At 70.7% G+C, this 26,192-nt stretch carries 22 protein-coding genes; 8 read left to right on the top strand and 14 right to left on the bottom strand.

The genetic code is table 11. The features are described from left to right. Positions 1-93: 93 nt before the first annotated feature. Both JG616_RS10090 and JG616_RS10095 read left to right on the top strand, forming a co-directional pair. Positions 94-1,635 (top strand): DNA-3-methyladenine glycosylase 2, encoded by a 1,542-nt coding sequence (locus tag JG616_RS10090; protein WP_199359864.1) that lies wholly within the window; start codon positions 94-96, stop codon positions 1,633-1,635. After that, positions 1,635-2,156 carry a methylated-DNA--[protein]-cysteine S-methyltransferase gene (locus JG616_RS10095; protein WP_199359863.1) on the top strand — a complete coding sequence of 174 codons (522 nt, stop codon included), beginning with the start codon at positions 1,635-1,637 and terminating at the stop codon, positions 2,154-2,156. The genes JG616_RS10090 and JG616_RS10095 overlap by 1 nt, the downstream gene beginning before the upstream one ends. On the opposite strand, the gene JG616_RS10100 is transcribed toward JG616_RS10095, so the two are convergent. Together JG616_RS10100 and gltX are read right to left on the bottom strand one after the other, a co-directional pair. Continuing rightward, positions 2,153-2,653: a transcriptional repressor gene (locus tag JG616_RS10100; protein ID WP_199359862.1), complete on the bottom strand. Its 501-nt coding sequence runs from the start codon at positions 2,651-2,653 to the stop codon at positions 2,153-2,155. The two genes, JG616_RS10095 and JG616_RS10100, sit on opposite strands and share 4 nt — an antisense overlap. Before the next feature lie 287 nt (positions 2,654-2,940). Next, complete coding sequence (gltX, locus tag JG616_RS10105; RefSeq protein ID WP_199392478.1) at positions 2,941-4,341, bottom strand: glutamate--tRNA ligase; 1,401 nt, start codon at positions 4,339-4,341, stop codon at positions 2,941-2,943. A gap of 662 nt (positions 4,342-5,003) precedes the next feature. Here gltX and lpxH point away from each other — a divergent pair. Then, a complete protein-coding gene (gene lpxH, locus JG616_RS10110) occupies positions 5,004-5,744 on the top strand; it encodes a UDP-2,3-diacylglucosamine diphosphatase (RefSeq protein WP_199392479.1) in 741 nt (246 codons plus the stop codon). 144 nt (positions 5,745-5,888) lie between these two features. Here lpxH and JG616_RS10115 read toward each other — a convergent pair whose 3' ends face one another. The 7 genes from JG616_RS10115 to JG616_RS10145 form a co-directional block, all read right to left on the bottom strand. Next, positions 5,889-6,734 carry a ferritin-like domain-containing protein gene (locus JG616_RS10115; RefSeq protein ID WP_199392480.1) on the bottom strand — a complete coding sequence of 282 codons (846 nt, stop codon included), beginning with the start codon at positions 6,732-6,734 and terminating at the stop codon, positions 5,889-5,891. A 4-nt stretch (positions 6,735-6,738) separates the two neighbouring features. Next, positions 6,739-8,211: an amidophosphoribosyltransferase gene (gene purF / locus JG616_RS10120; RefSeq protein ID WP_199392481.1), complete on the bottom strand. Its 1,473-nt coding sequence runs from the start codon at positions 8,209-8,211 to the stop codon at positions 6,739-6,741. A 36-nt stretch (positions 8,212-8,247) separates the two neighbouring features. Further along, on the bottom strand, positions 8,248-9,411 hold the full coding sequence (locus JG616_RS10125) for an SPOR domain-containing protein (RefSeq protein WP_199392482.1): 1,164 nt from the start codon (positions 9,409-9,411) through the stop codon (positions 8,248-8,250). A gap of 30 nt (positions 9,412-9,441) precedes the next feature. Further along, the gene (gene folC, locus JG616_RS10130; protein ID WP_199392483.1) at positions 9,442-10,743 is read right to left on the bottom strand and encodes a bifunctional tetrahydrofolate synthase/dihydrofolate synthase; all 1,302 of its coding nucleotides are present in this window, start codon (positions 10,741-10,743) and stop codon (positions 9,442-9,444) included. Between the two features lie 3 nt (positions 10,744-10,746). Beyond that, positions 10,747-11,391 (bottom strand): histidine phosphatase family protein, encoded by a 645-nt coding sequence (locus JG616_RS10135; protein ID WP_199392484.1) that lies wholly within the window; start codon positions 11,389-11,391, stop codon positions 10,747-10,749. Continuing rightward, positions 11,388-13,481 (bottom strand): S46 family peptidase, encoded by a 2,094-nt coding sequence (locus JG616_RS10140; protein WP_235973098.1) that lies wholly within the window; start codon positions 13,479-13,481, stop codon positions 11,388-11,390. Before JG616_RS10140 ends, JG616_RS10135 begins: the two co-directional genes overlap by 4 nt. Before the next feature lie 136 nt (positions 13,482-13,617). Continuing rightward, positions 13,618-15,816, bottom strand: coding sequence for a S46 family peptidase (locus JG616_RS10145; RefSeq protein ID WP_235973078.1), 2,199 nt, complete (start codon positions 15,814-15,816; stop codon positions 13,618-13,620). Between the two features lie 160 nt (positions 15,817-15,976). Here JG616_RS10145 and tdh point away from each other — a divergent pair, with 160 nt between their 5' ends. The 3 genes from tdh to kbl all read left to right on the top strand — a co-directional run bounded on the left by tdh (position 15,977) and on the right by kbl (position 19,317). Further along, positions 15,977-17,011: an L-threonine 3-dehydrogenase gene (gene tdh, locus JG616_RS10150; RefSeq protein WP_199360792.1), complete on the top strand. Its 1,035-nt coding sequence runs from the start codon at positions 15,977-15,979 to the stop codon at positions 17,009-17,011. Positions 17,012-17,079: 68 nt separating this feature from the next. Then, positions 17,080-18,075 carry a hypothetical protein gene (locus JG616_RS10155; protein ID WP_199392486.1) on the top strand — a complete coding sequence of 332 codons (996 nt, stop codon included), beginning with the start codon at positions 17,080-17,082 and terminating at the stop codon, positions 18,073-18,075. A gap of 48 nt (positions 18,076-18,123) precedes the next feature. Then, positions 18,124-19,317: a glycine C-acetyltransferase gene (gene kbl, locus JG616_RS10160; protein ID WP_199392487.1), complete on the top strand. Its 1,194-nt coding sequence runs from the start codon at positions 18,124-18,126 to the stop codon at positions 19,315-19,317. Between the two features lie 75 nt (positions 19,318-19,392). Here the strand turns inward: kbl and JG616_RS10165 are convergent, their stop codons facing one another. From JG616_RS10165 to JG616_RS10180, 4 genes are all read right to left on the bottom strand, one after another. Then, a complete protein-coding gene (locus JG616_RS10165) occupies positions 19,393-20,148 on the bottom strand; it encodes a pseudouridine synthase (protein WP_199392534.1) in 756 nt (251 codons plus the stop codon). Beyond that, the gene (locus JG616_RS10170) at positions 20,145-20,708 is read right to left on the bottom strand and encodes a hypothetical protein (protein ID WP_234446497.1); all 564 of its coding nucleotides are present in this window, start codon (positions 20,706-20,708) and stop codon (positions 20,145-20,147) included. Before JG616_RS10170 ends, JG616_RS10165 begins: the two co-directional genes overlap by 4 nt. 105 nt (positions 20,709-20,813) lie before the next feature. Beyond that, on the bottom strand, positions 20,814-21,902 hold the full coding sequence (locus JG616_RS10175; protein ID WP_199392488.1) for an OmpA family protein: 1,089 nt from the start codon (positions 21,900-21,902) through the stop codon (positions 20,814-20,816). 216 nt (positions 21,903-22,118) lie between these two features. Further along, on the bottom strand, positions 22,119-23,243 hold the full coding sequence (locus tag JG616_RS10180; RefSeq protein WP_199392535.1) for an OmpA family protein: 1,125 nt from the start codon (positions 23,241-23,243) through the stop codon (positions 22,119-22,121). Positions 23,244-23,714: 471 nt separating this feature from the next. On the opposite strand from JG616_RS10180, the gene JG616_RS10185 reads away from it, so the two are divergent. Next, complete coding sequence (locus JG616_RS10185; RefSeq protein ID WP_199363348.1) at positions 23,715-24,170, top strand: cell wall hydrolase; 456 nt, start codon at positions 23,715-23,717, stop codon at positions 24,168-24,170. An 85-nt stretch (positions 24,171-24,255) separates the two neighbouring features. Next, on the top strand, positions 24,256-24,867 hold the full coding sequence (locus tag JG616_RS10190; protein WP_199392489.1) for a glutathione S-transferase N-terminal domain-containing protein: 612 nt from the start codon (positions 24,256-24,258) through the stop codon (positions 24,865-24,867). Between the two features lie 110 nt (positions 24,868-24,977). Here the strand turns inward: JG616_RS10190 and prpC are convergent, their stop codons facing one another. Next, positions 24,978-26,132: a 2-methylcitrate synthase gene (gene prpC / locus JG616_RS10195; RefSeq protein ID WP_199392490.1), complete on the bottom strand. Its 1,155-nt coding sequence runs from the start codon at positions 26,130-26,132 to the stop codon at positions 24,978-24,980. Positions 26,133-26,192 lie beyond the last annotated feature (60 nt).

Below are 26,192 nucleotides of genomic sequence, written 5' to 3' on the forward strand. Positions count from 1 at the left end.
CCGCCGCCCGCCCGGGAGGGGCGTGCCCATGCCGCCGGTGCCCGTGTCCGAAAACGGCGAGTCCCGGCTGGCGGCCGGTGCTAGCCTCGGTCAATGCCCCAGCCCGCCCTGCCATCGCCGCAGACCTGTGACCAGGCACGTCGCAGCCGCGACCCGCGCTTCGACGGGCTGTTCTTCACCGCCGTCCACAGCACCCGCATCTACTGCCGCCCGGTCTGCCCGGCCCCGTATGCGAAGCGGGTGAGCTACTTCGCCAACGCCGCCGCCGCGGAGGCCGCCGGCTATCGCCCATGCCTGCGTTGCCGCCCGGAGCTGTCGCCGTCCGACGGCGCGTGGCGCCGCGGCGATGCCGCGATCGCGCGCGCACTCGCGCTGATCGACCAGGGCGCGCTGGCCGGGGCGCCGCTCTCGGCGCTCGCGGGGCGCGTGGGCCTGGGCGAGCGCCAGCTGCGCCGCCTGTTCGTGGAGCGCCTGGGCGCGCCGCCGGTGGGCGTGCACGGCACGCGCCGCCTGCTGTTCGCCAAGCAGCTGCTCACCGAAACCGCGCTGCCGATCACCGAGGTCGCCCTGGCCGCAGGCTTCGGCAGCCTGCGCCGCTTCAACACCACCTTCCGCGACGCCTACCGCATGGCGCCCCGCGACCTCCGCCGGCAGCCCGGCGCCGCCGCGCGCGCGGGTGGCGACACGCTGGCGCTGCGCCTGGGCTACCGCCCGCCCTACGACTTCGCGGCGATGCTCGACTTCCTGCGCGGCCGCGCCCTGCCCGGAATCGAACGCGTGGATGCCGGCGGCTACGCGCGCGTCATCGGCGGCCCCGGAGGCGCGAACGGCTGGCTGCGGGTCTCCCAATGGCCGGCGGAGCATGCGCTGAAGCTGGAGCTGCACGCGCCGCTGGCATCGCGCCTGCTCGACATCGTGCAGCGGCTGCGGCGCATGTTCGACCTTGATGCCGACCCGGAGGTGATCTCCAGCGCGCTGTCGTCGGATCCACGCCTCGCGCCCCTGCTCCGGGCGCGACCCGGGCTGCGCCTGCCCAGTGGCTGGGACGGCTTCGAGGTCGCGGTCCGCGCCGTGCTCGGCCAGCAGGTCAGCGTGACCGCGGCACGGACCTTGGCGACCCGGCTCGCGCAGCGCTATGGCGAGGCCCTGGGCGCGCCATTCGGTGACGGACTCGAACGCGTGTTCCCGACGCCGGAGGCCCTGGTGGACGCCGATCTCGGCTCGATCGGCCTCACCCGCGCCCGCGCCGACACCCTCCGCGGAATGGCCGCGGCGCTGCTCGACGGTCGCGTCGACTTCAATCCGGAGCGTCCGCTCGACGCCTTCGTCGCGCGCTGGGTCGCCCTGCCCGGCATCGGACCGTGGACGGCGCAGTACATCGCCCTGCGCGCGCTGGGCCACCCGGACGCATTCCCGGCAGGCGACCTGGTGCTGCGCAAGGCGCTCGCCGACAACGGCGGCGCACTGTCGGAAAAGGCCGCCGCGGCGCGCGCCGAGCGCTGGCGGCCGTGGCGCGCCTACGCGGTGATCCACCTCTGGAAAGAGGCCATGCCGACACCTGCCGTGAACGCTTCCGCGCCACGTCCGGCACTGCGCCCCGCCCGTCCCCGGCGCCCGATACGAGGAACCCCCTGATGCCCAGCACCACCTTCATGCACCTGGACACGCCGATCGGCGTGCTCACCCTGGTCGCGGACGACACCGGCCTGCGCCGCATCGACTTTCCCCCGCCGCGTCCGCCACCGCCCGGACAGGACTGGACCGAAGGCAGCAACGACGTGCTGGTGCAGACCGTCCGCCAGCTCGAGGAGTACTTCGCAGGCACGCGCCAGGCCTTCGACCTGCCGCTGTCGCCCCATGGCACCGGCTTCCAGCGCGAGGTGTGGTCCACCCTGGCGCAGATCCCCTATGGCGCCACCTGGAGCTATCGCGACCTTGCCCAGCGCATCGGGCGACCGTCGGCCATGCGCGCCGTCGGGGCCGCGAACGGCCGCAATCCGCTGCCGATCGTGCTGCCCTGCCACCGCGTGATCGGCGCCAACGGTGCGCTCACCGGATTCGGCGGCGGACTGCCGACCAAGGCCTTCCTGCTGCGGCTGGAGGGTTCGCTGCCCGCCGGCAGCGAGGACCTGTTCCCCGCCGCAGTGGCACGCTAGCGGGCGATCCCCTCGTTGGCCGCACAGTCGCGGCAGGTGCCGTGCACTTCCAGGGTCTGCGCCCGCGGCTGGAACCCCAGCGCGCGCGCGCGCTCATCCAGCGCCGCGACGATCTTGCTGTCCTCCAGCTCCACCGCCGCATGGCAGGTATCGCAGATCAGGAACGGAACGGAATGCTGGGCGGTGCTCGGGTGGTGGCAGGCGACGAAGGCGTTGACCGACTGCAGCTTGTGGATGAACCCGTTGGCCAGCAGGAAATCGAGCGCGCGGTAGACCGTCGGAGGCCCCGCGGCGCCGGGACCGCCACCCTCGCGTACCCGGTCCAGCAGGTCATAGGCCTTGATCGGCTGCTCGGCCTCGGCGATCAGGCCCAGCACATGCGCGCGGATCGGCGTCAGGCGCAGGCCACGCTCGCGGCAGGCGCGCTCCACAGCGTCCACGAAGGCGGCGCCGTCGTGGACATGGTGCTTGGGATCGGTGCAGGCATGCGTGGGCATGCCAACGATGATGGTGCCGAACAGGTGGGGACTCAAGCCGCACGGCCATTGCCATCGCCCCGGCTGACATCGCAAGGCTCCATCACCCCCGGTCATCACAGGCTGCCATCACCAGCTGTGGGAGCCGCTATAGCGGCGATCGCCGTGCGACGGAACAGGTCGGACACCCGCGCCAATCGCGGCCATGGCCGCTCCTGCATCGGGGGTGCGCGGCCGATCGCGGCCATGGCCGCTCCTACATCGAGGGTGCGCGCCGATCGCGGCCATGGCCGCTCCTACAAGTGGGGTCAGGCGGGAATGCGCGCGATCGCGGCGTCGATGCGCGCCAGGGCTTCATCGCGGCCGGCCAGGTAGACCGTGTGCGCGATGTCCGGGCTCACCTGGGTGCCGGTGATCGCCACCCGCAGCGGCTGCGCGACCTTGCCCATGCCGAGGCCCAGGGTTTCGGCCGTGGCCTGCAGGGCTTCGGCGATGGCTTCGACCGACCAGCCCGTCAGGGCCTCGAGGCGATGGCGGGCTTCGGCCAGCGGCGCCTGCGCCTCGGGCTTGAGGTGCTTGGCCACGGCCTTGTCGTCGTATCCGCTGAGCGGCTGGTACCAGACGGCGGCGCGTTCGGCCATGTCTTTCAGCGTCTGCACGCGGTCGCGCAGGGCGAGCACCACGTCGGCCGGCGCGGGGCCGGCGGCGAGGTCGTAGCCGGCGTCGCGCAGGTGCCACTCCAGGTGCTTCGCGACATCCTCAGGCGCGTCGTCCTTCAGGTACTGCTGGTTCAGCCAGCCAAGCTTCGCCATGTCCAGGCGCGCGGCCTTGGCATTGACGTCCTTGAGGTCGAACAGCGACTTCATCTCGTCGATCGAGAAGATCTCCTGGTCGCCGTGCGACCAGCCCAGGCGCACGAGGTAGTTCAGCAGCGCGTGCGGCAGGTAGCCGGCATCGCGGTATTGCATGACGTCGGCGGCGCCGGTTCGTTTCGAGAGTTTGGCGCCCTGCTCGTCGAGGATCATCGGCAGGTGCGAGAACGCCGGCACCTCGGCACCCAGCGCGCGGTAGATGTTGATCTGGCGCGGGGTGTTGTTGACGTGGTCGTCGCCGCGGACGACGTCGGTGATGCCCATGTCGAGGTCGTCGACGACGACCGCGAAGTTGTAGGTCGGATAGCCGTCCGGTCGGAAGATCACCAGGTCGTCGAGTTCGGCGTTGCTGATCTCGATGCGGCCCTTGACCTTGTCCTCCCAGGCGACCACGCCGTCGAGCGGGTTCTTCAGGCGGATCACGCGGTTAAGATCGTCGCGGTACGGCGCGCCCTGCTCGCGGTAGGCGCCGTTGTAGCGCGGCTTGTCGCCCTTGGCCATGGCGGCCTCGCGCATGGCGTCGAGCTCGTTCTTCGACTCGTAGGCGTAATAGGCCTGCCCGGCAGCCACCAGCTGCTCGGCCACTTCGCGATAGCGCTCCACGCGCGAGGTCTGGTAGATCGGGCCCTCATCGTAGTCGAGGCCCAGCCAGTCCATGGCTTCAAGGATCGCGTCGATCGCGGCCTGGGTGCTGCGCTCGCGGTCGGTGTCCTCGATGCGCAGGATGAAGCTGCCACCGTGGCGGCGCGCCTCCAGCCAGCAGTACAGGGCGGTGCGGGCGCCGCCGATGTGCAGGTAGCCGGTGGGGCTGGGGGCGAAGCGGGTGCGGACGGTCATGGCATCGTGGACTGGCTCGGATGACCGGACATTTTAGGTGCTTCCCTCAACCGCGGGGAGATGCGCCGGCCGGCGGCACGCCTGTGGGAGCGGCTACGGCCGCGATCCTGTCGGAGCGGCTACAGCCGCCATCCTGTGGGAGCGGCTATAGCCGCGATCGGTGACGCCGCCAGGTTCGTCGCTGCGAGGAAGCGGCTCCGTCATGCACCTCGCTGCCCGTCCCGCACACAGGGGGTGTGCTCCCCCGTCCTGTCCGCGTCCTGCTCCCAAGGCCCGCCGCAGGCCATCCATGGCCGGCTGTCCGCACACCCCCTGTGCGCGGGACGGGCTGTGGCATTTCTCGGCTTCGGCTTGAAACGCGACCGCAATTGCAACAGTCAACGACCACATCCGACGCCACATGATGAGCGAAGCGATCGCGGCTGTAGCCGCTCCTACAGGGGAAGCGGCGGCGAGCGGCGAGTGGCTGGTTCTCCTTCCAGACCGCGAGAGAGGTGGTGCCCGGCGCGGGCGCAGGAGGGGATGCCCAGAGCCGGCCATGGAAGGCCGGCGGCCGGAACTGGAAGCAGGACAGCGCAAATTCCGGCTGGACATCCGCTCCTGCGTCCGCGCCGGGCGGCCGAACCCGAAAGGGAGCAGCGCCGTGGATCTACAATCAGGCGATGACGACGCTTTTCATCTCGGACCTGCACCTGGATCCGGAACGGCCGGGGATCACCCGGCTGTTCGGGGAGTTCATCGACGGCGAGGCGCGTGGCGCGGACGCCCTGTATATCCTCGGCGACCTGTTCGAGGCCTGGGTCGGCGACGACGATCCCTCGGACACGGGTGCGTTCGTGGCGGACAGGCTGCGCGCGCTCGCGGACGCCGGCGTGCCGGTGTTCTTCATGCACGGCAACCGGGACTTCCTGCTGGGCGCGGACTACGCGCGGCGCGCGGGCATGACCCTGCTGGTGGATCCGGCGGTCGTCGACCTGCACGGACGGCGCGCGCTGCTGATGCACGGCGACACTTTGTGCACCGACGATCTCGCCTACCAGCAGTTCCGCGCCCAGACCCGCGACCCCGCGTGGCAGGCGCAGTTCCTCGCGCAACCGCTGGACGCCAGGCTCGCCTTCGCCCACCAGGCACGCGCCGCCAGCCAGGCCCGCCAGGGCGAACTGCGCGACGCCGGCACCATGGAAACGATCACCGACGTCGCACCCGAAGCCGTCGATGCCGCGTTCCGCACGCATGGCGTGGACCTGATGATCCATGGCCACACCCACCGCCCTGCTGTGCATGCGCTCGCGGTCGACGGCCGCGCCTGCACGCGCGTCGTGCTGGGCGACTGGTACGAGCAGGGTTCGGTGCTGCGGGTGGAGGCCGGGAGGCTGGAGCTGCAGGCGCTGGGGACGCCGTAGCGCTGGGGCACCGAAGCGGCTGTAGGAGCGGCTAAAGCCGCGATCCGGAGTGTCGCAATACCTGCGTGCCGCCGATCGCGGCTATAGCCGCTCCTACAGCCGCTCCTACAGGCGCTCCGATCGTCCCCGGATGCGCTGTGGGCGTCAGCCGGCCAGTTGCTGCAGCGCCGCCAGCTCGTCCTCGCTGAAGCCCGCCGCGCTGCGCGCATCGACGTTGAACGGCCCATGCAGCACCGCGCGCGCGTACTCGGCCAGCAGCTCGCGGAAACGCGGCTCCGGCGCGATGCTTTCGCGCCCGCAGCACCAGCGGAACCACCGGCTGCCGGCGGCCACGTGCGCCACTTCCTCGCGCAGGATCACCTCGAGGATGTCGGCGGTGGCATGGTCGCCCAGCGCACGCAGCTTCACGATCATCCCGGGCGTCACGTCCAGGCCACGCGCCTCCAGCACCCGCGGCACCAGCGCCATGCGCGCCAGCACATCGTGCGCGGTCTTCTCGGCCATCTCCCACAGCCCGTTGTGCGCGTCGAACGCGCCGTAATCGAAGTCCATCGCCTGCAGGCGCGTGCGCAGCATCGTGAAGTGACGCGCCTCGTCGTCGGCCACCATCACCCAGTCGGCGTAGTACTGCTCCGGCATGTCGCGGAAGCGGTAGACCGCGTCCCAGCCCAGGTCGATGGCGTTGAACTCGATGTGGGCGATGGCGTGGATGAAGGCCGCGCGGCCCTCGTCGGTGCCGAAGCCGCGGCGCGGCAGCTCGCGCGGATGCACCAGGCGCGGGCGCGGCGGGCGGCCGGGCATGCGGATCGGCTCGGGCCCCGCCGCGTCGCCGGTGCCGCCATGGCCGTCGGCGCCGGCAGCGCGACCGGCGTGGACGGTCAGTGTGCCCTCGCGGAACGCCGCCGCCGTCGCGTGCGTCATCGCCACCTTGTCGTCGGGCGACGCTGCATCGAGGCACGCGCGGGCGGCGTCGAACAGCGAACCCGCCATCGCCTCAGGCACCCGCGCGGCGCGTCGTCTTCGCCTCGTCCGAACGCAGCTGGCGCAGGCTGTCGAAATAGCCCGGCTCGATCCCGGTGACGTACTCGCCGCTGAAGCAGGAACTGTCGAAGCGCCGGCCCGGGAACTTGTGCCCGGCCACCGCCGCCTCGAGGTCGGCGAGGTCCTGGTACACCAGCCAGTCGCAGCCCAGCAGCGCCTCGATCTCCTTCTCGCTGCGGCCGTTGGCCACCAGCTCTTCCACCGACGGCATGTCGATGCCATAGACGTTGGGGTGGCGCACCGGCGGCGCAGCCGAGGCCAGGTAGACCTTCCGCGCACCCGCATCGCGGGCCATCTGCACGATCTGCTTCGACGTCGTGCCGCGGACGATCGAATCGTCCACCAGCAGCACCACCCGGTTGCGGAATTCCAGCGGGATCGCGTTGAGCTTGCGCTTGACCGACTTCGCGCGCTCGCCCTGCCCCGGCATGATGAAGGTGCGGCCGACGTAGCGGTTCTTGACGAAGCCCTCGCGGTATTTCACCCCGAGCACGTTCGCCAGCTCCATCGCCGAATCGCGCGAGGTGTCCGGGATCGGGATCACCACGTCGATGTCGTGCCCGGGCCACTCGCGCAGGATCTTTTCGCCCAGCGTCACGCCCATGCGCATGCGCGCCTTGTGCACCGAGATGTTCTCGATCATCGAATCCGGGCGCGCGAAGTACACGTATTCGAAGATGCAGGGCGCGTGCTCGGCGGGCTCGGCGCACTGGCGCGCGTGCAGTTCGCCGCACGCGGTGATGACGAGACCTTCGCCGGGCGCGACGTCGCGCACGCGCTCGAACCCGAGGATGTCCAGCGCCACCGACTCCGATGCCACCGCGTACTCGGTGCCGGTCTCGACCTCGCGCTTGCCCAGCACCAGCGGGCGGATGCCGTTGGGATCGCGGAACGCGACCAGGCCCAGGCCCAGCACGAGCGCGACGGCGGCGTAGCCGCCACGTGCGCGGCGATGCAGCCCTTCCACCGCGTTGAGCGCGGCATCGGGCGTCAGCGCGCGCTGGCCGTCCAGCTCGTGCGCGAACACATTGAGCAGCACTTCCGAGTCGGACTCGGTATTGATGTTGCGGCGGTCGGTCTCGAAGATCTCGCGACGCAACGCATCGGTGTTGATCAGGTTGCCGTTGTGCGCCAGCGCGATGCCGTAGGGCGAATTGACGTAGAACGGCTGCGCCTCGTCGCTGCCCTCGCTGCCGGCGGTCGGATAGCGGCAATGGCCGATGCCGACGCGGCCGTCGAGCAGGGCCATCGCCTCGGCGTCGAACACGTCGCGCACCAGGCCGTTGCCCTTGTGCACGCGCAGGCGCGTGCCCTTGCCGGTGGCGATGCCGGCCGCATCCTGCCCGCGATGCTGCAGCACGGTCAGACCGTCATACAGCGCGGCTGCGACTTCAGTGGTTCCGACGATGCCGACGATGCCGCACATGAGCTGGTTTCCGGGTGTCAGTTGGAGCGGGGGGAATCAGGGATGCGAGCGCACGAGGCCGTCGATGCCGACGCTCGACTTCACCCGCGACCGGAGCTGGTCGGCCTCGGCGCGGGTCACGACCGGACCGGCCTTGACGCGCGTGAGCGTGCCCTTGTCGGTCTGCACGGTCTCGGTGAACGCGCCGATGCCGGCGCCACGCAGGCGATCGCGCAGCGCGTTGGCCTCCGCGGCGTTGCCGAAGGCCCCCAGCTGCACCGCGAAGCCGGTGCCCGCGGCGGCGCTCGCCGCCGGAGCGGCCGGCGTGCTTGCCGACGAAGCGGCACTGTCAGGCGCTCGGGCCGCCGGAGTCCGGGCGCTGGACGCGGCAGCCGGCGTGCTGGACGCGGGCGCCGCCGCGTCGAGCGCCACCACCGAGGCCTGTGCCCGCGAGCCGATGCCGCCGGCACGCACGCGTGCCGCTTCGGCATGGGCCTGCGTGGCATAGGGGCCGATGCGCACGCGCCAGGCGTCGCGGCCGCCCACCCGGGTCTCCTCGACGTAGGCGGGGAGGTTTTCCTGGCGCAGGCGCGTCACCACGGTGCCGGCGTCCGCGCGGCTGCCGTAGGCACCGAAGTTCACCGCGTAATCGCCGCCGGCGGTCGCGGGCGGCAGGCGCGCGGGGGCGGCCACCGGATCGGGCTTCGGCGGGTCCGGCTTCGCGGGCTCGGGCCTGGCCGGTTCGGGTGTCTGTGCCGCGACCTGCGCGGCCCGCGCCTGCGCCGCGGCGGCTTCGCGCGCGGCAGCGGCGGCGCTGGCACCGTCGGCCGGATCCGGACCCGCCGCCGGCATCGGCATCGGCGCCGGCAGCGGCTGGACCGCGGGACCTGCGGCGTCCTGCAGCGGCGCGGTCTCCACGCCGGAGGCCAGGTCGGCCGCATCGTCGGACACGCCTTCGCCAGCAGGCTGCGCGGTCGCGGTGTCCACCGTCGCCAGGCTGCCGTCGTCGGCCAGCAGGCCGGGGCTGTCGGTGGCCGCCGGCGCAACCAGCGGCAGGTCGCGGGTGACGTAGTCGCCCGAGGGCGCACCGGGCACGTGCAGCGAAAGATCGGACACGCCGCTGTCGGGTGCGGGACCCTGCACCAGCATCGGAAGGAAGATCACGGCCAGGGCGATCAGTACCGCGGCGCCGATGAGGCGCTGTTTCAGTCCGGAATCCATGGGCGCTCGGGCAGCGGGGAGGCCCGCGAATTATACGGCCCCGCCCGCTCCGGCTTCTGAACCTGCGACAGCGAGCCAGGCCAGCGCCGCGGCCGCGACGTGGAACGAGCCGAATGCCAGCACCCGTCCGCCGGCGCCCGCATCGGCCAGCGCCGCCTCCAGCGCCGCGTCGACGTCGTCGTGGCGCGTTGCATCGGCGGCGGCGGTGGTACCGAGACTCGCAGCCAGCGACTGTGCGTCACGGCCCCGGGTGCCGGCCGCGGTGGTGCCGGCCAGGTGCCAGCCGTCCACCTGACCGGCCAGCGCGTCCACGACCCCGCACGCGTCCTTGTCGGCCAGCGCACCGTAGACCGCCACCGTGCGCAGCGGCGGCGCGGCGCGCAGCCAGTCCGACAGCGCGCGCGCGGCCTGCGGGTTGTGGCCCACGTCGACGAGCACTTCGACGCCGCGGCGATCAAAGCGCTGCAGCCGCCCCGGCACCTGCGCCGCGGCCACGCCGCGCGCCCAGGCACCCTCGTCGACCTCCACGTCGAGCGCGCGCAGCGCCGCGATCGCCGCCGCGGCGTTGCGCAGCTGCGCCGGCGCCGCCAGTCCGGGCAGCGGCAGCGCGAGCTCGAAGCCGGGCTCCCGCCACCACCAGCCCTCGCCGCCCGCGTCCCGGCCGAAGCGGTAGTCGCTGCCGGCGCGGATCGCCGAGGCACCGATCGCGTAGGCGTGGCCGAGCACGCTCGACGGCGGATCGTCCTCGCCCAGCACCAGCGGCGTCCACGCGCGCGCGATGCCCGCCTTCTCCGCGCCGATCGCCTCGCGGTCGTTGCCGAGCCAGTCCTGGTGGTCGAGGTCCACGGTCGTGATGACCGCCACGTCCGGATCCACCAGGTTGACCGCATCCAGGCGCCCGCCCAGGCCGACCTCGAGCACCGCGAGGTCCAGGTCGGCGCGTTCGAACAGCCAGAGCGCGGCGAGCGTGCCGACCTCGAAATAGGTCAGCGAGGTTGCGCCGCGCGCGCCTTCGACCGCTTCGAAGGCCTCGACCAGCGCGGCATCGCCGGCGTCGGCGCCATCGATGCGCACGCGTTCGTTGTAGGCCAGCAGATGCGGGGAAGTGTAGGCGCCCACCCGCAGGCCGGAGGCGGCGGCGATCGCCTCGATGAAGGCCACGGTCGAGCCCTTGCCGTTGCTGCCCGCCACCGTGGCCACCAGGCGCGCCGGCCGGCCGAGGCCCATGCGCAGGGCGACTTCGCGCACGCGTTCCAGGCCGAGGTCGACCTCGCGCGGATGCCGGCCCTCGATGTCACGGAGCCAGTCCTGCAGGCTGCGCGGATCGGCCATGGCTCAGAGCGCCCGGTGCACCGCTTCGCCGAACAGCAGGGTGTGGTGCGTGCAGTCGTTCAGGCGCACCACCTCCAGGTGCTGCGGGTCCGGGCCTTCCAGCAGGTTGAGCGTCGCCGGTGCCTGGCGGAACGTCCACAGCCGGAACAGCGGCAGGCCCAGCACGCGGCACAGCAGGACGCGGTTGACGGCGTCGTGCGAGACCACCAGCAGCGTGTCCTCCGGCCCCAGTCCCGCGCAGGCGTTGGAGAACGCCGGCCAGGCGCGCTCCAGCACCTGCTTCAGCGACTCGCCGCCCGGCATCTGCACCTTGTCGGGTGCGTCGCGCCAGGCGGCCAGCCGCTCCGGGTCGGCCTCGCGGATCTCGCTGGCGAGCTTGCCTTCCCAGCTGCCGTGGGCGATCTCCATCAGCCCCTCGTCGACTTCCAGCATGTCCGCCCGCGCCTCGCCCAGCGCCAGCCGGGCGGTGTCGTAGGCGCGCGCCAGTGGCGACGCCACCGCACGGTCGATGCGCACGTCGTGCAGGCGCTCGCCCAGGCGCAGCGCCTGCTTGGCACCGGTGTCCGACAGGGGGATGTCTTCCTGGCCCTGGTAGCGACCCTCGCGGTTCCAGCTCGTCTCGCCGTGGCGGGCGAGGAGGATTCTCACCGCCTGGGCTCCAGCCCGAGTTCGGCCAGCACGCGTGGCGCGGGGTAGACCTCCTGCATGATCCAGCGCATGTAGCGCTGGTCGACCGAGATCATCCGCGTCATCACCGGGTCGAATACCCAGTTCGAGGCCACCGACTCCCAGTTGCCATCGAAGGCCAGGCCGACCAGCTTGCCGTTCGCGTCCAGCACCGGCGAGCCGGAGTTGCCGCCGGTGATGTCGAGGTCGGACAGGAAGTTCACCGGCACCGACTTCAGGCGGCGATCGGCCAGCCCGCCGTGGCGCTTGGCGGCGACGGCGTCGAGCAGGGCCTTGGGCGCGTCGAACGGGTCCTCGCCGGTGTCCTTGGCCGGGATCTCCTCGAGCACGGTGAAGGCCTTCTGCGGCGTGCCGTCGAGCTTGGTATAGGGCTTGACGTTGCCGAAGGTGATGCGCAGCGACGAGTTGGCGTCCGGATAGACGAATTCGCCCTTGCTGGCCTTGTAGTCGGCCACCGCCTGCAGGTAGACCGGGCGCGCCAGCAGCGCGTCGCCGGCGCGCGCCTTGCGCTCCGCTTCCTGCGCCAGCAGGGTCGGCATCACCGCCACCGCGTAGCGGATCGCCGGGTCCTTGCTCGATTCATAGGACTTGCGGTCGGCGCGCAGCCACTTTAGCCGCGCGTCGGTGCCGTCCGCCAGTTCGCTGCGGCCGAGGCGGTCGAGCGCGCCATTGATGGCGCGCTCGGTGCTGCCGCCCAGCCACGCGTCGAGAGCCTCGATGCGCTGGCCTTCCGGCAGCTTCGCGTACGCGTCGAGCCAGTAGCGCTGCAGGCCGCGGTCCATCTCCGGCACGTAGCGGCGCTCCATCTGGCGCACGGCGCCCTCCAGCGTCGGCAGGTCGCGTTCCTGGTAGCCCTGCTCGCGCTGGGCGTCGGGCTTCTCGCGCTCGATGGCCAGGCGGTAGCCGCGGATCGCGGTCGACAGCAGGCCGGTGCCGTTGAACTGGCCGAAGACCAGGTCGCGGTCACGGGTCGCGCGGCTGGCGGCATTGAGTTCGAGCAGCTTCGCGTGCGCATCCAGCACGCCCTGCCCGGCCTCGCCCTGCTCCCGCGCCCAAGCGAGCACGGCCGCTTCCTGCGCTTCCTTGGTGGCCATGGCACCGGTGCGCTGGAAACCCTGCAGCTGGCTGTCGTAGTTCTTGTAGACGTTTTCCCAGCCACGCATGGTGCTGGCGTATTTCACCTCGATGTCGGGATTGGCCTTGCCGGCCTCGGCCACCATCTTCTGCATCGCCTTGTAGTGGCGGACGATGGTCGGGTACTGCCAGTCCTGGGTGTCCTGGAACTCGCTGGCCAGCGCGTAGCGCGCGGTGCGGCCCGGATAGCCCGCCACCATGACGAAGTCGCCCTCGCGCAGCGGCTTGTCGGCGAACTTCAGCCAGCGCTTCGGCGTGTAGGGGACGTTGTCCTCGGCGTAGGGCGCGGGCTTGCCGTCCTTGCCGACGTAGGCGCGGTAGAACGCGAAGTCGCCGGTGTGCCGCGGCCACATCCAGTTGTCGACCTCGCCGCCATAGGCGCCGACGCTGCCCTGCGGCGCGTAGACCAGGCGCACGTCCTGGATCTCGAGGTTCTTGAACAGCCGATAGGTGTTGCCGCCGGCGAAGCTGTACAGGCGGCAGCGGTAGCCGGCCTCGGCCTCGCAGTCGGCCACCAGCGACTTCTCGATCGCATCCAGCGCGTTGGTGCGGCCCAGCGCATCCGGCGCGCCGGCGACCGCGGCCTGCACCTTGTCGGTGACGTCCTCGATGGCTTCCAGGGCGAAGATGCGCGAGGTCGGCCCGGCGCTGATCTCGTCGCCGATGGCTTCGGCATAGAAGCCGTCGCGCATCAGGTTCTTCTCCGGCGTCGAGTTCAGCTGGATGGCACCGTAGGCGCAGTGGTGGTTGGTCGCCACCAGGCCCTGCGGCGAGACGAAGCTCGCCGTGCAGCCACCCAGCGAGACCACGGCGCCCAGCGGATCACCGGTGAGGTCGGCCAGCTGCTCCGGCTTGAGCCTGAGGCCGGCGCGCTTGAGCGGCTGCGCGATCTCGGGAAGCTGCTGCGGCACCCACATGCCCTCGCCCCCGTGTGCGGGAGCGGGACTGGAGATGGCGGCGACGAACGCGGCCGCGGCGGTGGCGAGGACGGTCTTGCCCATGTCTGGTTTCCTGGTGCGGTGTGGAAAGAAGGTCGGAACGGATGGCCCGAGTCTAGCGGCCAGCGGCGGCCGCCGGCACGGCAGGGCGATCGGCGCCGTCGAGCGGAAGCCCCATCTCGGCGAGCAGCTGCGGCGCCGGATAGACGCGCGCCATGATCCAGCGCATGTAGCGCGCGTCGACGTGGATCGCGCGCTTGTAGCGCGGGTCGAACTTCCAGCTGGCGCTGACCGCCTCCCAGTTGCTGTCGAAGTTCAGCCCGATCAGCCGGCCGCGCGCGTCCATCACCGGCGAGCCGGAATTGCCGCCGGTGGTGTCGAGGTTGGTGAGGAAGTTGACGGTCTGGGTGCCGAGGCCGGGATCGACCGTGGCGCCGAAGTCGCGGCGCGCGATGGCGGCCAGCAGCGGGTCCGGCGCATCGAAGGGCGCGACGCCGGTGTGCTTTTCCACGATGCCTTCGACCGTGGTCAGCGGCGACCAGCTCACCGCGTCGCGCGGCTGCAGGCTCTCGATGCGGCCATGGCTGACGCGCAGGGTGGAGTTGGCGTCCGGATAGACCGCCCGGCCTTCGCTGCGCGCGTGGCCGATCATCCCGCGCATGTAGGCCGGACGCAGCCGCAGCAGTTCGCCGGCGCGCGCCTTGTCCTCGGCCTCGAAACGCAATGTCGCCTGTTGCAGCGCGGCGGCCGCGCGCATCAGCGGATCGCTGGACGCCTGCACCTCGGCCGGATCGGCGGCCAGGAGGCGCAGGCGCTCGGCTTCGGAGGCCAGCGCGGTGTCCGCGTAGAGCGCCTGCAGCGCGGCTTCCGTGGCCGCCGCGTCGGTGCCGAACACGGCATTGATCTCCGGCACCTGCTGGTCGGCCGGCAGCGCGCGGTGGCGCGCCAGCAGTTCGGCGAGGAGCGCGCGCTCGACCGCCGGCGCGTAGCGGCGCTGGGCCTGGCGCAGCGCGGCCTCGATGCGGGCCTCGTCGCGCAGCTGGTAGCCGCTTTCGCGCCCGGCGTCGGGCTTGCCGCGCTCCAGCGCCAGCCGCTGCAGCTGGACGGCGCTGCGCAGGAGCTGGGTCTGGGCCTGCATCAGGCCGAACAGCTGGTCGCGCTCGCGGGTGGCACGGGCCGAGGCGATGACCTCGGCCGCCGACGCGATGTCCGCGACCGTGGCGGCGGCATCCGGCTGGCCCGCGAGCCAGCGCGACATCGCCGCTTCCTGCCGCCGGCGCTCGGCCACCGCATGGCTGCGGCGCAGGCCGTCGAGCTCGCCCTGGGCGCGCTTGAGGGTGTTCTTGAGGCTGGCCACCTGGGCCGCGTAGCGCACCTCGGCATCGGCGTCCTCGGCCGTGCCGCGCTCCACGGCCGCCAGCAGCGCCGTCATCAGCTCGACGCGCGACGGCAGTTGCCACTCGACCTGGTCGGCGAACTCGGCCGCGGTGCGGTGGCGGAAGGTGCGGCCGGGGTAGCCGGCCAGCATGGCGAAATCGCCCTCGGCCAAGGGCTCGGTGGACACCGTCAGCCAGGCGGCCGGCTTGAACGGCACGTTGTCCGGCGAATGCGCGGCCGGCTGGCCGTCGGGGCCGACATAGGCCCGGTAGAAGGTGAAATCGCCGCTGTGGCGCGGCCACATGAAGTTGTCGATCTCGTCGCCATAGCTGCCGATCGCGTCGGGCGGCGCATAGGCCAGGCGCACGTCGCGGATCTCCAGCTGGCGCACCAGGTGGAAGTCGGTGCCGTAGTACATGTCGACCACGCTGCAGCGGTAGCCGGGCTCGGCCTCGCACTCGGCCACGGCGGCCTTGGAGGCGGCGTCGACCGCGTCGTGGTAGGCGCGCCCGGTCTTGCCGCGGGCATCGGCGAGGATGCGGTCGGTGATGCGCTCGAAGCGGTCGGTCACCAGCACGCGCGCCCCCGGGCCCGCCGGGAGCTCGTCGGCCATCGTCGGGGCGTTGAAGCCGTCGACGATGAGGTTGTTCTCCGGAGTCGAATTCAGCTGGATCGCACCGTGCGCGCAATGGTGGTTGGTGACCACCAGCCCCTGGGGCGAGACGAAGCTCGCAGTACAGCCGCCCAGCGAGACGACCGCGCTCATCGGCGGCTTCGACAGGTCGGACAGGTCCTTGGGGTCGCCCTGGAAGCCCGAGCCGCGCATGGCCGATTCGATCTCCGGGAGCTGGGAGGGCAGCCACATGCCTTCGTCGGCGAAGGCGGTGGCGGGCAGCAGGACGGCGGCGAGGGCGGCGGCGACAGGACTCAGGCGCATGTGGTTCCCGGTGTGCGGACAGCCCGCGACCATAGGCCGGCCCGGCGGCCGGGTGCAAATGCCGCCGGTCACGCGACCGGCCGTGGCCGCGCCCGGCGGTACAATCGCGGTTTCGACCCAGCAGACCGGCCCAACCATGTCGCAGCCCCAGCAGTCCACGATCCCGACCACCATGAAGGCGCTGGTCAAGCGCGAGCTCGCCAAGGGCATCTGGATGGAGGAAGTCCCGGTGCCCGAGCCGGGCCCCAACGAGGTCCTGATCCGCCTGGAGAAGACCGCGATCTGCGGCACCGACCTGCACATCTACCTCTGGGACGAGTGGGCGCAGCGCACCATTCCGCAGGGGCTGACCATCGGCCACGAGTTCGTCGGCCGCGTGGTCAGGCTGGGCCCGGGCGCGACCGGCTATGACATCGGCCAGCGGGTCTCGGCCGAAGGCCACATCGTTTGCGGCCAGTGCCGCAACTGCCGTGCCGGCCGCCAGCACCTGTGCCCGAACACGGTCGGCATCGGCGTCAACCGCAACGGCGCCTTCGCCGAGTACATCGTGATGCCGGCCTCGAACCTGTGGCCGATCCCCGACCAGATCCCGTCGGAGCTGGCGGCGTTCTTCGATCCCTACGGCAACGCCGCGCACTGCGCGCTGGAGTTCGACGTGGTCGGCGAAGACGTGCTGATCACCGGCGCCGGCCCGATCGGCGTGATGGCCGCGGGCATCTGCAAGCACATCGGCGCGCGCAACGTGGTGGTCACCGACGTCAACGACTTCCGCCTGAAGCTGGCCGCGGACATGGGCGCCACGCGCGTGGTCAACGTCAGCAAGACCTCGGTGAAGGAGGTCATGGCGGAGCTCAACATGGACGGCTTCGACGTCGGCCTGGAAATGAGCGGCAATCCGGCGGCCTTCAACGACATGCTCGACTGCATGTACCACGGCGGCAAGGTCGCCCTGCTCGGCCTGCTGCCCAAGGGCGCGGGCATCGACTGGGACCGGGTGATCTTCAAGGGCCTCGTGCTGCACGGCATCTACGGCCGGCGCATGTACGAGACCTGGTACAAGATGACCCAGCTGGTGCTGGCGGGCTTCCCGCTCGAAAAGGTGCTGAGCCACCAGCTGCCGGCCGACGAGTTCCAGAAGGGCTTCGACCTGATGGAATCGGGGAAATCCGGCAAGGTCGTGCTCGACTGGCGTTGAGCCGTCGGTTCCACGCCGCGGACGGCTGGTCGCCGCGGTCGAGAGTCCAACCATGGAAGGTGGTGCGCGTGCTCAAGCAATTCGCGGTGATGGCGTTGCTGGCGATACCCGGCGTGGCGACGGCGGGCGACCTGCTGTGCCCGGAGGTGGAAGCGCCGCCTGCACCGGTGTGCGTGTCGACTCCCCACGGGCTGGCGTACGCCGACACCGGAGAAGAAGCCCACCGGGCGGCGGATGCGCTCGGCGATGCGGCGCAGCACTACATGCTCCACTTCGGCCGTGCACCAGTCGGCACCTTGATCCTGAGTACGGATCTGGACCCGCTCGTCGCCAACGACCATGCCCGGGCCCACGGGCTCGACTACGCCCAGGTCTGGCTGCCCGCCAGTGCCAAGCGGGCCATGACCGAGCGCGCGATGCGCCAGGCCGGTGTCGACCGCGCAGGCATCACCCGGGCCCTGGCTGGCGCGGCGGAACGCGAAGCGGTCACGCTGCGTCACGAAGTCGGCCATGCGATGTACGCCGCGATGTACTGGCCGGACGCCGCCGGGGCGTCGCTGCAGGTGCGATATGGCACACCAGCCCCGGACTGGCTCGATGAGGCAGTCGCGATCCTGATGGAGCCGCCTGAAGCCCAGGCGCGCCACCTGGAATCGTTCATCGACGCGGCGAAGCACCGGCCGCAGACCATCCCTGGGCTGACCGACTTCCTCCAGGCCGAGCATCCGGTCCGCTCCGCTGCGCTTGCCCGCGCCCTGTCCCGCGGCCCCCGGTCCGGATCGGGCGTGCAGATGGTGGTCGCGGACGGCGGTGAGTTCCCCGGCGTCGACAGCTTCTACGGACAATCGCTGCTGCTGGCCCTGTTCCTGGCCGAGACCAGTGGCGACCCGCGCATCCTCGTCCCGATCAGCGCTGCAATCGCCGGCGGCGCCACGTTCGACCAGTGGCTGGCTTCGGAGGGCGTGGCGCACGGGCTGCCAATCGACGTCCCCGCGTTGCAGGCCCTGTGGGATGGCTGGCTGAAAAGCCAGGTGCTGCAGCGGGGCCGCGGCGGCAAAGGCTGAAGGCGACACGTAGAATCCGGGATCCGTTTTCGCGAAGGCGTCCCGACCATGTCCATCACCCAGCGCTACGCCGACACCCTCGAGGAGATCCGCGAGGCCGGCCTGTTCAAGGCCGAGCGCATCATCACCAGCCCCCAGTCCGCCGAGATCACGCTCGAGGACGGTCGCAGGGTGCTGAACTTCTGCGCCAACAACTACCTGGGCCTGGCGGACCACCCGGACATCATCGCGACCGCGCGCGAAGCATTGGACACGCATGGCTTCGGCCTGGCCTCGGTGCGCTTCATCTGCGGCACCCAGGACCTGCACAAGGAGCTGGAGCGCACGATCGCGGGCTTCTTCGGCAAGGAGGACACGATCCTCTATGCCGCCTGCTTCGACGCCAACGGCGGCCTGTTCGAACCGCTGCTGGGCGAAGCCGACGCGATCATCAGCGACGCGCTCAACCACGCCTCGATCATCGACGGCGTGCGCCTGTCCAAGGCGAAGCGCTACCGCTACGCCAACTGCGACATGGCCGACCTGGAGGCGCAGCTGAAGCAGGCCCGCGCCGACGGCGCGCGCACGATCATGATCACCACCGACGGCGTGTTCTCGATGGACGGCTTCATCGCGCCCTTGGACGAGATCACGGCGCTGGCGGCGAAGTACGAGGCGCTGGTCCATATCGACGAATGCCATGCCACCGGCTTCATCGGCGCCACCGGCCGCGGCTCGGCCGAGGTCAAGGGCGTGCTCGACCGGATCGACATCATCACCGGCACCCTGGGCAAGGCCATGGGCGGCGCCCTGGGCGGCTTCACCACGGCGAAGGCGGAAGTGATCGAACTGCTGCGCCAGCGCTCGCGGCCCTACCTGTTCTCGAACTCGCTGCCGCCGCACGTGGTCGCCGCGGGCACCAAGGCATTCCAGATGCTCGATGCGGCCGGCGAGCTGCGTGAGCGGCTGGCGGAGAACACCGCCTACTTCCGCGAGCGGATGACCGCCGCGGGCTTCGACATCAAGCCGGGGGTGCATCCGATCAGTCCGGTGATGCTGTACGACGCGCCGCTGGCGCAGCGCTTCGCCGAGCGCCTGCTCGAGGAAGGCATCTACGCGATCGGCTTCTTCTTTCCCGTGGTGCCCCAGGGCCAGGCGCGCATCCGCACCCAGCTGTCGGCGGCACATACCCGCGAGCACCTCGACAGGGCGATCGATGCCTTCACGCGCATCGGCCACGAGCTGGGCGTGCTCAAGGCCTGACCGGACCGGACCGGCCGCGGCCCTGCCGCTCGCGGGCGCCGCAAACGCCCTGCCCCACGCGGGCCTCGGCGGCCCTCAGGCCGCGGCGGGTGTCGACGGCGGAACCAGGGCCGCCAGCTCCGCGTCGTCCAGGGCGCGCCACGCGCCCTTGGCGAGCTCGCCCAGCACCACCGGACCGATCGCCACGCGTACCAGGCGCAACACCTCGAGGCCGCAGGCGGCCATCAGCCTGCGGATCTGCCGGTTGCGGCCCTCGTGCAGCACCACTTCGAGCCATGCGTTGCGGGCGCCTGTCCGCAGTACCCGCACCGACGCGACCGACAGGCGTTCGCCATCCACGCGCAGGCCGCGCAGCATCGCTTCGAGCAGCGGCTCGGCGGGACAGGCGTCGACCTGCACGTGGTAGGTCTTGTCGGGTCCGCGAGCCGGGTCGGTGACCGCTGCCGCCCACGCGGGATCATTGGTGAACAGCAGCAGGCCTTCGCTGGCCTGGTCCAGGCGTCCCACGGGCGCGATCCAGCCCAGGCCGGCGCCGTCGAAGCAGCGGTAGACGGTCTCGCGGCCGCGCTCGTCGCTGGCCGTGGTGACCAGGCCGCGCGGCTTGTTCAGGACGAGGTAGCGGGCCACCGGCAGCGCGGCGTCCACGCCGTCGACGTGGATACGGGCGCGACTGACGTCGACCGGGTGCTCGGGATCACGCACCACCCGGCCATCGACTTCTACCCGGCCCTCGCGGACCCGGCGTTCGGCCTCGCTGCGCGAACAGATGCCGCGCTTGGACAGCGCGCGCGCCAGCCCGTGCCGGACGCCCGGGCGCGGCGCGTCCCTCAGCGGCGCTCGCCGTCGTCGGACGTCGGCGCAGGCGCCGGCTGTGCGGTCGGCGCAGCGGCTTCGGCAGCCGCAGGCGCTTCGGCGCCGGGCGCTCCGGGGGCAACCGCCGGCACGGCCGCCGGCGCGCTGCCGCGCGCGACGCGGACGCCGCGCGCCTTCATCCAGGCATCGAACTCGTCGGCGGTCATGCGACGGCCGTTCTGGTTCATGTCGAAGCGCCAGGGGGTGTTGTCGAACTCGGTCTGCGGCTTGTAGGCGCCCGGATCGTTCGGATTGGCAACGCTGGCCGGCGTGGCGATGGCCACGTTGCGGCAGCCTTCGATCCGGCGGCGAAGCAGCACCTCGTCGACGGTCTGCGACTCGTCATAGGCGTGGCCGAGGACGCCGCTGTTGGCGCCGAGCATGTACGACGGCGCCACCAGTTCGGTCGCCAGCGGCGCAAGCACGCTGGCGCGCGGCGCGGTACCGGCGGCCGGCAGGCTGCCGCAATCGACCGCGGCCATCGCAAGGCCGGGAGTCACCAGGCCGATCGCCACCACCACCCACGCTGCACGCTTCATTTCGTCGATCCACTTCGTCTGCACAGGGCCGCGAGTGTAGCAGCCGCAAACGCACGAAGCCCGGCGCGAGGCCGGGCTTCGTGTTCACTGCGGGTGCCGACGTCCTCAGTTCTGGACGTTCAGCTCCGTGCGGCGGTTGCGCGCGCGGCCGTCCGGGTTGTCCGAACCGTCGTCATTGGTGTTCGGCGCGATCGGACGGCTCTCGCCGTAACCGTTCGGACCCACCAGGCGCGAAGCGTCGATGCCGTTGCCGGTCAGGTAGTCGTACACCGCGGTCGCGCGGCGCTCCGACAGCGACTGGTTGTAGGCGTCGGTGCCCTTCGAGTCGGTGTGGCCAGCCACCTCGACCTTCAGCTCCGGGTAACGCTTCAGGATCTCGATCGCCTCGTTGAGGATCGAAACCGCGTCCGGGCGCAGGGTCGACTTGTCGAAGTCGAAGTTGACGCCCTTCAGGTCGATCGACACCGGCACCGGGCAGCCGTCCGGACCGATGGTCTGGCCAGCCTGCGAACCGGGGCACTTGTCGTCGCAATCGTTCACGCCGTCACCGTCGCTGTCCATGTCGGCGCAGCTCGGGGCCACCGGCGCCGGGGCGACCGGGGCGGTCGGCTCCGGACCCAGCGGGATCACCACACCGACCGAGGCCAGCACGTCGCCGAACCAGTCTTCGCTGGGGGCACTGACGCTGGTGTCGTCGAAGTCGGCGCGGTAGGCGAGCTCGGTGCGCAGCTTCACGCGACCGGTGCCGCCCTGGGCGCCCACGCCGACCTTGGCGGCGAAGTTGCCGTCTTCACGCTGGCCGGGCGAATCCGGGCTCGGGAACGCGTCGTACTCTTCTTCCGAGCGCTGGTAACCGACGCCCATCAGCAGGTAGGGGTTCCAGCTGCGGCCTTCGGCCAGGAAGTGGCGACGCAGGTCGAGCGAGATGCCGTACTGGCTCCAGTTCAGGTCCTGGTTCGCGTTGTTGTTGGGGTTCTGGTAGTTCAGTTCCGCATCGACCGACCACTCGGGTGCGATGAACTTGCCGAGGCCCAGGCCGACGAACGGCGCGTCGTTGGTGCCGCGGTCGTTGTCCTGGAGGTTGAAGCCGGCGCTGCCGGTGAGGTACCAGCGGTCGTCGAATTCCTGGGCGGCGGCGGCCTGCGAGAACGCAAGGCCTGCCAGCAAGGCAGTGCTCAGCACGCGAATCTTCATTGATTACTCCTAAGGTCAATCAGGAATGAAAAGGGGGAACGGCGGGAGCATCGGGGCCAATCCAGAGGACCGACCCCGGCCAGTCGCGGGGGCATGATACACATTCAGGTAGATGTTAACCATCCATTAAACGCACGGGGCCCGGCAGTGCCGGGCCCCATGGCACGAAGCCCGGCGCAAGGCCGGGCTTCGTGTTCACTGCGGGTGCCGATGTCCTCAGTTCTGGACGTTCAGCTCCGTGCGGCGGTTGCGCGCGCGGCCGTCCGGGTTGTCCGAACCGTCGTCATTGGTGTTCGGCGCGATCGGACGGCTCTCGCCGTAACCGTTCGGACCCACCAGGCGCGAAGCGTCGATGCCGTTGCCGGTCAGGTAGTCGTACACCGCGGTCGCGCGGCGCTCCGACAGCGACTGGTTGTAGGCGTCGGTGCCCTTCGAGTCGGTGTGGCCAGCCACCTCGACCTTCAGCTCCGGGTAACGCTTCAGGATCTCGATCGCCTCGTTGAGGATCGAAACCGCGTCCGGGCGCAGGGTCGACTTGTCGAAGTCGAAGTTGACGCCCTTCAGGTCGATCGACACCGGCACCGGGCAGCCGTCCGGACCGATGGTCTGGCCAGCCTGCGAACCGGGGCACTTGTCGTCGCAATCGTTCACGCCGTCACCGTCGCTGTCCATGTCGGCGCAGCTCGGGGCCACCGGCGCCGGGGCGACCGGGGCGGTCGGCTCCGGACCCAGCGGGATCACCACGCCGACCGAGGCCAGCACGTCGCCGAACCAGTCTTCGCCGTCATTGCGCTCCGGCGGCGGATCGTCGTTCAGCAGCTGGGCGCGGGTGTCGTCGAGCGCCACCGCGCGATAGGCGAGCTCGGCACGCAGGCGCGCACGCCCGGCATTGCCCTGCACGCCCACGCCGAACTTGCCGGCGACCGCACCGTCTTCTTCCTGGAACGGGGAATCGGGGTTCGGGAAGTTGTCCAGTTCGATCTCTTCGCGCTGGTAGCCCAGGCCCATCAGCAGGTACGGGTTCCAGCTGCGGCCTTCAGCGATGAAGTGGCGGCGGGCGTCGAACGAGATGCCGTACTGGCTCCAGTTCAGGTCCTGGTTGGCGTCCCAGTTCGGGTTCTGGTAGTTCAGCTCGGCGTCCACCGACCAGTTGGGCGAGACGAACTTGCCGATGCCCAGCGTGCCGAACGGCGCGTCGTTGGTGCCGCGGTCGTTGTCCTGGATGTTGAAGCCGACGCTGCCGGTCACATACCAGCGGTCGTCGAATTCCTGCGCGGCGGCACTGTGGGCAGCGCCCAGACCGGCCAGCAGCATGGCTGCACACAGCAGCTTCTTGTTGATCATGTTGTTGCTCCTTGGGTGGTGGACGGTGCCGAGCGATGCCGAAGCCGCCTGAAACTGTCAATGGACACGACCATCAGCATGGCCGGATCGCGCTGCAGGTTAGGTTCGGTGCCGTGAAGACCGCGTTAACGATGGCATAACAAACTTCGGGCCAATCACGGCGCCAGCGCCAAACGTCCGACGAGCGGCGAGGCCTTCTCGAACCAGCCACCGGCCGGAGTTGCACCACACCCCTGTTCAGCCAGCGTTTCGAAACCGGGCAGTAACGTGCGCCAACTTTTTCTCCGCCACGTCTTCGGCGGAAACCGGCACGTCCCGCACTTCCGCGGGCTTCGCGCCCGGGCAGCAAGCGCGCCAGAGAGTGCCGCCGCCCTCCCCAACACGCCAGGCCGTTCCGCGATGCGGTGGCACGGGTCCAACAGGACCCGGCCATGGCGCGCGGCCGGCGCAACGGAGCAAGGAGCCGTCATGAAACTCGCCTGGATCCTGTGGCTGGCATCGGTATTGCCGCCGCAGGCCGCAGATTCCCTCTGCCTCAGCACCACCCTGTACCTCGAAGCCCGCGACCAGTCCGTGCTCGGGCAGCGCGCCGTGGCGGAAGTCGCCCTGCGCCGCACCGACAGCGGGCTGTGGGGTGACTCGGTGTGCGAGGTGGTGACCGCGCGCAAGCAGTTCGCACCGACCATCGTGTCGCCGCGTACGCGCCTGTCCAATACCGAGGCCTGGTCGCAGGCGGTCACCATCGCGCTGGAGTCGCAACGCAACTGGGCGCTGCCGGCCGGCGAGCGCAAGGAAGTCGTGCCCGGGGCCAGCCACTTCATGGCCCACGCGATCGCCAGCCCGAGCTGGCGCAACGCCTACCAGGTCGCGACCATCGGCGACCACACCTTCCTCCGGGTGCAGAACCTGAAGCCGAAGTCCTGACGGCCGGCGACAGCGCGGCGCCCGCGGCTTGAGCGCCCCGGACGCAGCGCCGATGATGGTGGCTTCCCCATGCCTGGAGCCGCACATGAAGCTGTATTCGAAGTCGGGCGCCTGCTCGACCGCCGTCCACATGGCGCTGGAGTGGAGCGGCCGCCCCTACGAGGTCGAGATCCTCGACGCCGGATCGATGAAGGCACCGGCGTTCCTCGCGATCAATCCCGCAGGCGCGGTGCCCGCGCTGGTCGATGGCGAGTTCGTGCTCACCCAGAACGCCGCGATCATGGGCTACATCGCCGACAGCCGGCCCGAGGCGGGACTGGCCGGCGACGGCTCGCCACGGCAGCGCGCCGAAGCGACGCGCTGGCTGTCGTTCGTCAATTCCGACCTGCACCCCGCGTTCAAGCCGATCTTCTCCGCCGCGCGCTACATCGGCGACGAAGGCCGGCACGATGCGGTCAAGGCGGCCGCCCGGACCCAGGTGCGGGCGCTGATGGAGACCGCCGACCGGCGCCTGGACGGCAAGGAGTGGCTGGCCGGATTCCGCAGTTTCGCCGACCCGTACTTCTATATGACGCTGCGCTGGGCACAGGGCACCGGCGTGGACATGTCGGGCCTGGACAACGTGGCGGCCTTCAAGGCGCGGATGGAGCAGGACGCGGGCGTGCAGGCCGCGCTCAGGGCCGAAGGCCTGGCGTAAGCGCCACGTTCGTCCGTGCGCCCGTGGGCGCGCGGCAGTAGCTCACAGCGAAACGGCGCCTCTGGGGCGCCGTTTCCGTGTCGAAGCGGCTGTCCGCAGCCAGGCGGGACTCAGCCGCGCTCGGCCATCGGCACCCAGTCGCGGTTGTCGGGACCGGTGTAGTTCGCGCTCGGACGGATGATCTTGCCGTCGATGCGCTGCTCGATCACGTGCGCGCTCCAGCCGCTGGTGCGCGCGATCACGAACAGCGGGGTGAACATCGCCGTCGGCACGCCCATCATGTGGTAGCTCACCGCGCTGAACCAGTCGAGGTTGGGGAACATCTTCTTGATGTCCCACATCACCGATTCCAGTCGCTCGGCGATGGCGTACATGCGGGTGTCGCCCTGCTCTTCCGAGAGGTCCTTCGCCACCTGCTTGATGATGCCGTTGCGCGGATCACCGACGGTGTAGACCGGATGGCCGAAGCCGATCACCACTTCCTTGCGGCCCACGCGCTCGCGGATGTCGGCCTCGGCCTCGTCCGGCGTGTCGTAGCGCTTCTGCACCTCGAAGGCGACCTCGTTGGCGCCACCGTGCTTCGGGCCGCGCAGCGCGCCGATCGCGCCGGCGATGCAGGAGTGCATGTCGCTGCCGGTTCCGGCGATGACGCGCGCGGTGAAGGTCGACGCATTGAATTCGTGTTCTGCGTACAGGTTCAGCGAGGTGTGCATGGCGCGCACCCAGCTCTCCGGCGGCGGCTCGCCGTGCAGCAGGTGCAGGAAATGCCCGCCGATCGAGTCGTCGTCGGTCTCGACGTCGATGACCCGGCCGTTGTGGCTGTAGTGGTACCAGTACAGCAGCATCGAGCCCAGCGACGCCATCAGCTTGTCGGCGATGTCGCGCGCGCCGGGGTGGTTGTGGTCGTCCTTTTCGGGCGCCAGGCAGCCCATGACCGAAACGCCGGTACGCATCACGTCCATGGGATGCGCCGACGGCGGCAGCTCTTCCAGCGCGGCCTTGACCGCGGCCGGGATGCCCCGCAGCGACTTCAGCTTCGCCTTGTAGCGCGCGAGTTCCGGCTTGGACGGCAGCTTGCCGTGCACCAGCAGGTAGGCCACTTCCTCGAACTCGGCGGCGGTCGCGAACTGCGTGATGTCGTAGCCGCGGTAATGCAGGTCGTTGCCGCTGCGGCCGACGCTGCACAGCGCGGTGTTGCCGGCGGCGGTGCCGGACAGGGCCACCGACTTCTTCGGCTTGGGCAGGGTGCTGGGGGTCTCGCTCATCAGGTACTCCATTGACGCATGATGTGGTGGCGCGCAGCGCGCGGCGATGTGGCACGGCGT

The sequence above is a fragment of the Luteimonas sp. MC1895 genome, assembly GCF_016457215.1.
Lineage (GTDB): Bacteria > Pseudomonadota > Gammaproteobacteria > Xanthomonadales > Xanthomonadaceae > Luteimonas.

Excerpts from the sequence above, each read along its gene's own strand:
- JG616_RS10090 (WP_199359864.1), top strand. The coding sequence starts at position 94 with ATGCCCCAGCCCGCCCTGCCATCGCCGCAGACCTGTGACCAGGCACGT.
- JG616_RS10095 (WP_199359863.1), top strand. The coding sequence starts at position 1,635 with ATGCCCAGCACCACCTTCATGCACCTGGACACGCCGATCGGCGTGCTC.
- JG616_RS10100 (WP_199359862.1), bottom strand. The coding sequence starts at position 2,653 with ATGCCCACGCATGCCTGCACCGATCCCAAGCACCATGTCCACGACGGC.
- gltX (WP_199392478.1), bottom strand. The coding sequence starts at position 4,341 with ATGACCGTCCGCACCCGCTTCGCCCCCAGCCCCACCGGCTACCTGCAC.
- lpxH (WP_199392479.1), top strand. The coding sequence starts at position 5,004 with ATGACGACGCTTTTCATCTCGGACCTGCACCTGGATCCGGAACGGCCG.
- JG616_RS10115 (WP_199392480.1), bottom strand. The coding sequence starts at position 6,734 with ATGGCGGGTTCGCTGTTCGACGCCGCCCGCGCGTGCCTCGATGCAGCG.
- purF (WP_199392481.1), bottom strand. The coding sequence starts at position 8,211 with ATGTGCGGCATCGTCGGCATCGTCGGAACCACTGAAGTCGCAGCCGCG.
- JG616_RS10125 (WP_199392482.1), bottom strand. The coding sequence starts at position 9,411 with ATGGATTCCGGACTGAAACAGCGCCTCATCGGCGCCGCGGTACTGATC.
- folC (WP_199392483.1), bottom strand. The coding sequence starts at position 10,743 with ATGGCCGATCCGCGCAGCCTGCAGGACTGGCTCCGTGACATCGAGGGC.
- JG616_RS10140 (WP_235973098.1), bottom strand. The coding sequence starts at position 13,481 with ATGTGGGTGCCGCAGCAGCTTCCCGAGATCGCGCAGCCGCTCAAGCGC.
- JG616_RS10145 (WP_235973078.1), bottom strand. The coding sequence starts at position 15,816 with ATGCGCCTGAGTCCTGTCGCCGCCGCCCTCGCCGCCGTCCTGCTGCCC.
- kbl (WP_199392487.1), top strand. The coding sequence starts at position 18,124 with ATGTCCATCACCCAGCGCTACGCCGACACCCTCGAGGAGATCCGCGAG.
- JG616_RS10170 (WP_234446497.1), bottom strand. The coding sequence starts at position 20,708 with ATGAAGCGTGCAGCGTGGGTGGTGGTGGCGATCGGCCTGGTGACTCCC.
- JG616_RS10175 (WP_199392488.1), bottom strand. The coding sequence starts at position 21,902 with ATGAAGATTCGCGTGCTGAGCACTGCCTTGCTGGCAGGCCTTGCGTTC.
- JG616_RS10185 (WP_199363348.1), top strand. The coding sequence starts at position 23,715 with ATGAAACTCGCCTGGATCCTGTGGCTGGCATCGGTATTGCCGCCGCAG.
- JG616_RS10190 (WP_199392489.1), top strand. The coding sequence starts at position 24,256 with ATGAAGCTGTATTCGAAGTCGGGCGCCTGCTCGACCGCCGTCCACATG.
- prpC (WP_199392490.1), bottom strand. The coding sequence starts at position 26,132 with ATGAGCGAGACCCCCAGCACCCTGCCCAAGCCGAAGAAGTCGGTGGCC.